We start from the raw sequence: 8,057 nt of genomic DNA, 5'->3' as shown, positions 1-8,057 counted from the left end.
TTGGCCCAGCCCACCACGTCGGCCCCCGTCTCCCAGTCGCTCGACCTGACGTTGACCCAATTCCCCTCCTGCCCAAGAATCTCCGCGCTCCGTGTGAAGGCGACGCTCTCGCCCAGCGGCTCGCCGCCGGGGGAGTCGTAGAGCGGCACGCCTTCGGTGTTCGCGGAGAGGAAATAAGTCGGCGCGTAACGGCCCAGGTAGAGGTAGATCATGGAGTAGTCCCAGGGGTTGACGTACGCCTCCACGACGCCGGCGTCGAAGTCGTCGTAGAGCATGTACTGGGAGTTGCCGATGTCGCCGATGTCGGGGTAGAGGGCGTTGCAGTTGAGCTGGCCGGGGTAGGGCTCGTAATCGGAGAACTGCCAGACCAGCGCCCGGGGGTACTTCTCCCCGTCGTATCGCGCCAGATCGCACTTCCCGAAATCCGAGCGGTCGGCTATGGGGTCCAGGACGTCCAGGCGGTATCCATCCCTATCCGCCGGGAGCGGCAGGTGGAGGCCGACGTAATAGAGCAGGTCTCCCCAGTCGCAGCCCTCGCCGGACACGACGCTCACCCGGCCCGAGCCGATGGCGCCCGACCAGCCCGCCCCGGTGAACAGCGGGTAGGTGAGCCGGAAGACGCTCTCGCCGTAGTCCGAGGTCAGCGCGTAATCCTGGACGTACTCGACGAGCTTAGTCTCGCCCGGGGCGAAGGGGACCTCCCAGTAGGCCAGCACCGCTTCGGCGGGGTGGGTTATCTTCCCCCCCCACTCCTCATCGCCTTCGACGAAGTAGCGGGTGAAGTAGAACGGCCCGCCCGCCTTAGGCTCTGCATCGAACAGCGGCCGGGTCAATTCGGCGAACTCGTCCCAGGTCGTTTCCCCCATGTACTCCGGGTCGAAGGCGCCCAGGCAGACCTTGCGCACCTCCACCGGCTCCCCGTCCACGAGCACCCGCGGGTTTTCCAGCGGCGTGTCCATGTCCTCGGCTTCGTAGAGGTACGAGACGAAGGCGGTCCGCACCGCGTGGGGGATGTACATGTAGACCGTGTCGGCGTCCCCGGTGTTGGTGAAGAGGAAGTCGGCGGTTACCGTGGCATCGTATATGTTCGCGCTCCAATCCTCGTAGTCCACGTGCTCGCGGCGGAGCTCGATGACCACGTCCTCGGCGGTCATGGCGATTCCCGGGTGCCCGCCGATGGGCGAGGCGCCGGAGGAAACAGAACCCAGGTAGCCGGCGTCGCCCAGCGCCGCGGCGACTAGGGAAAGAATCAGCAGCACCTTCAGCTTAACCATGCCCCTCCCCCTTCAGCTTATCGTGATTTTTATGCCCGTCTTGTTCACGTTCAACTTGAACGCCATGGCGGAAAAGGTGGGAATGATCGAAACGTGGCGGTAGGTGCCCCAGGGCTCGGTGGGCCCGAGGAGGCCCAGGTTCAGCGTGCCGTTGTAGTCCTCGTCCTGGAAGGCGAAAATCGCGTACTCGCCGGGCGGGATGCCGGTGAAGGAGAAGCTCATGGTGGAGCCGCTTTTAGGCGGGTTCAGCTCCACGTGCCAGAGCGGCATTTCGGCGTCCCAGGCGTCCTCGTCGAAAACGGCGACGAAGACCGTGCCGATCCGGCCGCAGCCGGATACCGTGCCGGAGAGGGTGTACCCGGCGCCGGCCGTGATGATGAAAGCCAGAATGAATGCTGATGTCGTGCGGTGCATCCCGTCGCCTCCCGTGGGGCGGATGTGTCCGGACTTCTAGCCCATCTCCGGGGCCGGGGTGAAGTAAGCGTTCCCCTCCCCGAGCAGCTCCTCGAGCCTTTTCTGCAGCTCCTCGTCCGGGGCGACCATGTACGCCGCGCCGGTCAGGAGGGTCGCCCCGCCCCCGGTCAGTTTCAGGTGGATGTAGACCTCGAGCTCGCCGGGGTATTTTACCAAAAGGTCCCGGACGGGCAGCAGGTCCTCGTCGGTGAGGGCGCCGCCGAGAATTTCCAGGTGGAGCTGCCGGGCCAGCAGGCGCGGCACACGGGCCAGGTCGTAGATGGCATTGGCGCGGATGTTTATCTCCTCGCGGCTGGTCTGCGCCTGACCGACCACCAGGACGACGGAGTCCTTGGCCACCAGCTCGCGGTGGCGGGCGTACGTCTCCGCGAAAATCGCCACCTCCACCGACGCCCCCTCGTCCTCCAGGGTGGCGAAGGCGATGCGCTGGTTGTTCCGGTCCAGCTTCCGGGTGATCTGGGCGAAAACGCCGGCTGCGCGGAGCGACTCCCCGCCCTGCAGCCTCTGGACCCGGGCGAGGTCGGTGGTGGCGAAGCGCTCGATGACCGCCCGGTGGCGGGTGAGGGGATGGCCGGAGAGGTAGATTCCAAGCGTCTCCTTCTCCCCCCTCATCTTCTCGTGCTCGTTCCAGGGCTCGAGGTTCTCGTCCAGGGGGTCGGCGGGCCTCTCGCCGGTCTTACCGCCGAAGAGAGACTCCTGGCCCATCTGCATGTCGCGCTGCTCGGCGGCCGCCGTCTCGAGGATGGACTCGATGGCGGCGTACTTCTGGCTCCGTGTGCCCGGCAGGCAGTCCACCACGCCGCTCTTCACCAAACTTTCCAGGACCCGCTTGTTGACCTGCTGGGTGCCCAGCCGGAGCACGAGGTCCTTCAGGGAGGCGAAGGGACCGTTTTTGTCGCGGTCGGCGATTATCCCTCCCACCATGCCGAGCCCCACGTTCTTGATGGCGCCCAGACCGAAGCGGATGGCGGTGTCGCCGTTCGAGTCCTCCACGGTGAAATACGTGTCGCTCCGGTGGAGGTCGGGGGGCAGAATCTCGAGGCCGTCGTGACGGCACTGGCCCAGGTAAAAAGCTATCTTGTCCTCGTCGGAGAGCTCGTGGGACAGGATGGCCGCCATGAACTCGGGGCGGTAATTGGCCTTGAGCCAGGCGGTGCGGTAGGTGACCACGGCATAGGCGGCGGAGTGGCTCTTGTTGAAGCCGTAGCTGGCGAAGGGGATTATCTGGTCGAAGACCTGCCCGGCGAGCTTCGCATCTATCCCCTTTCCGGCGGCGCCCCGGATGAACTCCTCGCGGAAGCTGTCGAGTTCCCCCGTCTTCTTCGCCATGGCCCGCCGCAAGAGGTCCGCCCGCCCATAGGAGAAGCCGCCCAGGGTGCTGGCGACCTGCATCACCTGCTCCTGGTAGACCATCACCCCGAAAGTCTCCGCCAGGACGCCCTCCAGGGAGGGGTGGGGGTAGGAGATGGGCGTCGTCCCGTGCTTGCCCTTGATGTATGTCTCGGTCATCCCGCTGCCCAGGGGTCCGGGGCGGAAGAGTGACAGGACCGGGATGAGCTCGCGGAAGTTGTCCGGGGCAACCCGCCGCAGGACGTCGCGGGCTATCTCCGACTCGAGCTGGAAGACGCCGGCCGTGTCGCACCGTTTCAACAGCTCGTAGGTCTTCGGGTCGTCCGGCGCGATGTCCTCGGGCCGGATCCGCTTCCCGTGGCGTTTGTAAACCAGCTCCAGGCAGTCCCGGATGACCGAGAGGTTCTTCAGACCCAGGAAGTCTATCTTCAGGAGGCCGACCTTCTCCACCGAGCTCCCGTCGTACTGGGTGGTGTTGCCCAGGTACATGGGAACCATCTCGTCGAGGGGGTGATCGGAGAGCACAACCCCGGCGGCGTGGGTGCCGGCGTGGCGGACCAGTCCCTCCAGGCTCCGACCGTACCCCAGGACTTCGGCGATGAGCGGGTCCTCCCGCTGGATCAGCCGGAGCTCGGGGGTGGTCTCCAGTGCGCCCGCGAGCGTCACGCCCGAGCCGAAGGGGACGAGCTTGGCCACCCGGTCCACCGCTTCCAGGGGGACGCCGAGGACGCGCCCCACGTCGCGGATGACCGCCCGCGCACCCAGCCGGGAAAACGTGATGAGCTGGGCCACGTTGGCCTCGCCGTACTTCCGCTTGACGTACTCGATGACCTGCTCTCGCTGGTCGTCGGCGAAATCCAGGTCGAAGTCGGGCAGGTTGACCCGCTCGGGGTTCAGGAAGCGCTCGAAGAGGAGACCGTACCCGAGGGGGTCTATGTCGGTGATGCCCAGGACGTACGCCACCAGGGAGCCGGCGGCGGAACCTCGTCCCGGGCCGACCTCGACCCCCATCTGCCGGGCCTGGTTGATGATGTCCCACACGATCAGGAAGTAGCCGGGGAAGTGCATGGCCTCGATGATGTCCAGCTCCTCCGCCATCCTGGTCCTGTACTCATCGCCGCAGCCGGGGAGGCGCTCGGGGAGCTTCTCCAGCACCAGCTCGCGCAGGTAGGCGCCCTCTTCGCCGTGGCCTTCGGGGACGGGGTAGGAGGGGAGCTTCCCGCCCAGGGGGTCCAGCTCAAGGTCGAGGCGGCACCGCCGTGCGATCTCCTCCGAGGCGGCCACCGCCTGGGGGAGCTCCTCGAAGGTCTTTGCCATTTCCTGGGGGCTTTTGAAGTAGAACTGGTCGGAGGGGAAGCGCATGTGGTCCGGATCGGCGAGGGTCTTTGAAGTCTGGATGCAGAGCAGGACCTCGTGGGCGCGGTGGTCGGAATGGTCCAGGTAGTGGCAGTCGTTGGTGGCCACGGTCCCCAGCCCGAGCTCCCGGGCCAGGGACAAAAGGCCGTGGTTGACCTTCCGCTCTACGTCGAGCCCGTGGTACATCAGCTCCAGGAAAAAGTTCTCCCGGCCGAAGATTTCCGCGTACCAGCCGGCCGCCGCCAGCGCCCCCGCGTAGTCGTCGCCCTGCAACAGGCGCGGGATTTCGCCGGAGAGGCAGGCCGAGAGGCACACGAGGCCCGCCGAGTATCTTTCCAAAATATCCCGGTCAATCCTCGGCCTGTAGTAAAAACCCTCGGTGTGGGCCAGGCTGGTGAGCTTGATGAGGTTGCGGTAGCCCGTCTCGTCGGCGCAGAGTAGGATGAGATGATGGCGGTCCTTCTGGGAGGAATCTTTATCGAAGCGGGAGCCGGGGGTCAGATACGCCTCGCAGCCGATGATGGGCACGACGCCCCGGCGCCGGCAGGCCTGGTAAAAACTGACCGCACCGAACATGTTGCCGTGGTCGGTCAGCGCCAGCGCGCCCATGCCGTACTCCACGGCCCGGGAGACCATGTCCTCGACGCGGCACATGCCATCGAGAACCGAGTACTCGCTGTGGTTGTGGAGATGGACGAAGGGGACGTTCTGGGAAGCGTTAGTCATGCGCGGGTTGTGTGGGGGATGGTCAATCCTCTTCGGAGCTCGAAAGACGGTACACCCTCGTGCCTCGGATGAGCCAGGCCGAACCCTTGGTGGCGGCGAGGGGGAAGTCGGCCTTGGGCAGTTCACGGTTCACCGGTCGGAGGTCGGTGGTCCGCACCGGCAGAAGGCCGCCGTCCGTCAGGCGGAGGATGAGCTCCGACCCGCAGACCAGCGGTCTCTCCAGGGTCAGCCCGTTGCCGAGGTTCTCCACCTCAGCCACGTTCCCGCCGTCGGCCAGCAATCTGTAGATCCGACCGTCGCCGGAGGGGATGAAGAGGGAGCCCTCCCAGAGCGTGGGGTTGCCGAGGGGTCCGGAGAGCTCCTGTTCCCAAAGCAATGAGCCGTCCTCCAGGGACAGGGCGATGCAGCGGTTGGAGGCGGCGATGTAGACGGTGTTCCCCGTGATGATCGGCTGGGGCGAACGGGCGGTGGGTACGTTGGAGCCCTGAATCTGGTACCGCCAAAGCTCGCCGCCGTTGAAACCGTCGAAGAGCACCAGGGAACCGTCTATGAAACTGACCAGGAGCTTCTTCCCCGCCGGTGTGGGGAACAGGCCGGCGGGACGGGCCTGGCTTGAGATGGACCACAGGAAGCGCAGCTTGCTCGGTGTGGCCAGGTCGAAGGCGTAGATGGTCCCCTTCTCGTTGGCCACGTAGAGCTGCCCCTCGGGGCCCAGGGCGGGGATTCCCGCCAGGCGCTCCTCGATGTTGTGGGTGGCGATGGTCGAGCCGTCGGCGTCGCGCAGGGTGAGAACCTGCCCCGAGGCGGAGATTATCTCCTTCCGGTAGACCAGCGGGGGGTGGTCCACCGGATAGTCGCTCTGGCGCCAAACCTCCTCCTCCGAGGCCAGGGAGTAAGCGGCCAGGGTGGCCCCCTCGAGGGGGACGAGGACCCAATCGCCGGAGAAGGTGGGCTCGCTGACCGGGGCCGAGGGCAGAGCCAGCACGGATTCGGCCCCGGTGGCCTCGCCGAGGAGGTTCTGGATGCCGCCGGGGAGGAAGCCGCGCGGGGAGAGGGTGTCGGCCAGCATCCCCGGGTCTGGGCCGCCGAACATCAGGAGCAGGACCGCGGTCAGAATCGCGGCTCCGCCGAGTATGATAGCCGGTAGAAGCCACTTCGGCTTGGTTTTTTCCTTCGCCTGCTGCCAGAATTCACCGAGGCTGGAGAGGATGGCGAGCCCCTCGCGGGCCTCCTCGCAGTTGGAATCGCCGGAGAGCACCTGGGAAAAGCTCTCCGCCGCCCGGCGGAACTCGGTCACCAGGTTGTTGCCCAGGATGAAGCGTGCGCGCTTGAGCTTCCTCTCCCTTTCCCCCACCCTGGCCAAGAAAGCTTTTGTCGCCGGCAGCGCCTTTTCCTTCACGATTTTCGTCTCACCGACGAGGTTTTCCAGGGCGTCGGCCAGTTGGCCCATTCTGGCCAGCCGCACCGTCTCGTCCAGGGCGGAGTAGAAAGACAGGCGCCCGATGGAGTTCGTGGGGGCCGGTTCCCCGGCGGCGATGGCGTCCAGGGCCTCGGCGTCGGTGTCCACGACCAGCATGCTCTTCAGGTCTATGTCCTTGGCCAGGGCGCTGAGCAATCCCTCCAGGATGACGCGGCGGTCCGATTCCTGGGCTGTCGAGAGCCGGGAGAAGTCTATGAACTCCCCGGTCAGGTCCTCCTCGCCGGCCATGGAGGTGATGGAGAGAGAGTAGGCCCGCCGGAGCCGCTCGCGCACATCCTCGACGGAGTTCATCCGCTTGTCCGGGTCGCGCTGGATCATGGAGATGAGGAGCTCTTCCAGGGACAGCGGGACGCCCCGCACGGTGAGCTCGTCGGCCTCGCCGCCATCCTCGGTGTAGGGGAGGTGGCCGGTGAGGAGCTGGTAGAGGATGACGCCGAGGGAGTAGATGTCCGAGCGGGCGTCGAACGAGCCTCCCTTTTCCAGCTCGGGCGCCTGGTAAATTTTCTCCTCGGGCGAGAGGGGTCGGGGATGTTTCCGGCCGAGGAAGGTGATGTCCCGCAGAAGGACGTGCCCCGAGTCCTGGAGGATTATCCCCGAGGGCGACAGCCGCCCGTGGATGATGAAGCGCTTGTGGAGATACACGAGGGCCGTGGCGATCTGGATGCCGATGCGGAGCATCTCGACGGGCGCCAGGGGGGCGCGCTTCTCGATGTGCCGCGCCAGGGAGTGCCCGTCGGCCTGCTTCATCACCACGAAGTAGTTGTCGCCGAAGCGGCCGAAGTCGTGGACGGGGAGGATGTTGGGATGCTCGAGGTTGGCGGCGAGGTTGACCTCCTCACGGAAGGCCTCCAGCGCCTCCTCCTCTTCCACGGGGCTCGGTGATTCCGACCCCGTAGCGCCGAGGCCGTGGGGGAGGATTTTCAGGGCGACGATGCGGTCGAGCTGGGTGTCCAGGGCACGGTAAACGATGCCCGTCGAGGTCGTCCGGAGCTTGCGCAGGACCCGGTAGCGACCGAGGGTCTGGCCGACGAATTCACTGGCGCCCTCGATGAGCTCGAGGTCGGCGTCGGTGGTGGTCTCCGTGGCCAGGTCGGGCATCCGCGTACCGCAATGGCGGCAGAAGCGCGCGTGGTCGGGGTTTTCCTTGCCACAGGCGGGACAGTACACGTCGACCTCTCCGGACGGCTTAAAATCGCTGCTATTTTAGCACACCGGCTGCGCCGATGTTTAAGCGGCCCGCCGGGATTAATCCTTTAGGGCCGATTAACGACTTCACACAATTTAACGCTTTTTTATTAATTAAATTCCCAGGTGAAGTTCGTAAGACGAAGAAACGTCACCACGTACCCAATTGTGGTTATTACTATCGTAGTTCCAACCTTGTTTTTTAATAATGT

Annotated in this window: 4 protein-coding genes; all 4 read right to left on the bottom strand. The window is 65.5% G+C overall.

Going from position 1 to position 8,057, the window contains the following annotated elements; all coding sequences use genetic code 11:
* On the bottom strand, positions 1-1,274 hold a 1,274-nt coding region (locus tag VM054_06470), incomplete at its 3' end, for a hypothetical protein (GenBank protein ID HUT98703.1).
* A 12-nt stretch (positions 1,275-1,286) separates the two neighbouring features.
* Positions 1,287-1,688, bottom strand: coding sequence for a DUF2141 domain-containing protein (locus tag VM054_06465; protein HUT98702.1), 402 nt, complete (start codon positions 1,686-1,688; stop codon positions 1,287-1,289).
* Between the two features lie 36 nt (positions 1,689-1,724).
* The gene (gene dnaE / locus VM054_06460; protein ID HUT98701.1) at positions 1,725-5,180 is read right to left on the bottom strand and encodes a DNA polymerase III subunit alpha; all 3,456 of its coding nucleotides are present in this window, start codon (positions 5,178-5,180) and stop codon (positions 1,725-1,727) included.
* Positions 5,181-5,202: 22 nt separating this feature from the next.
* Positions 5,203-7,827, bottom strand: a complete 2,625-nt coding sequence (locus VM054_06455; protein ID HUT98700.1) for a PQQ-binding-like beta-propeller repeat protein — start codon at positions 7,825-7,827, stop codon at positions 5,203-5,205.
* Positions 7,828-8,057: the final 230 nt, after the last annotated feature.

Source organism: bacterium, from assembly GCA_035528375.1.
GTDB lineage: Bacteria > RBG-13-66-14 > RBG-13-66-14 > RBG-13-66-14 > RBG-13-66-14 > RBG-13-66-14.
The sequence above is the reverse complement of the archived record's forward strand: the minus strand, read 5'-3'. Positions and strand labels throughout refer to the sequence as shown.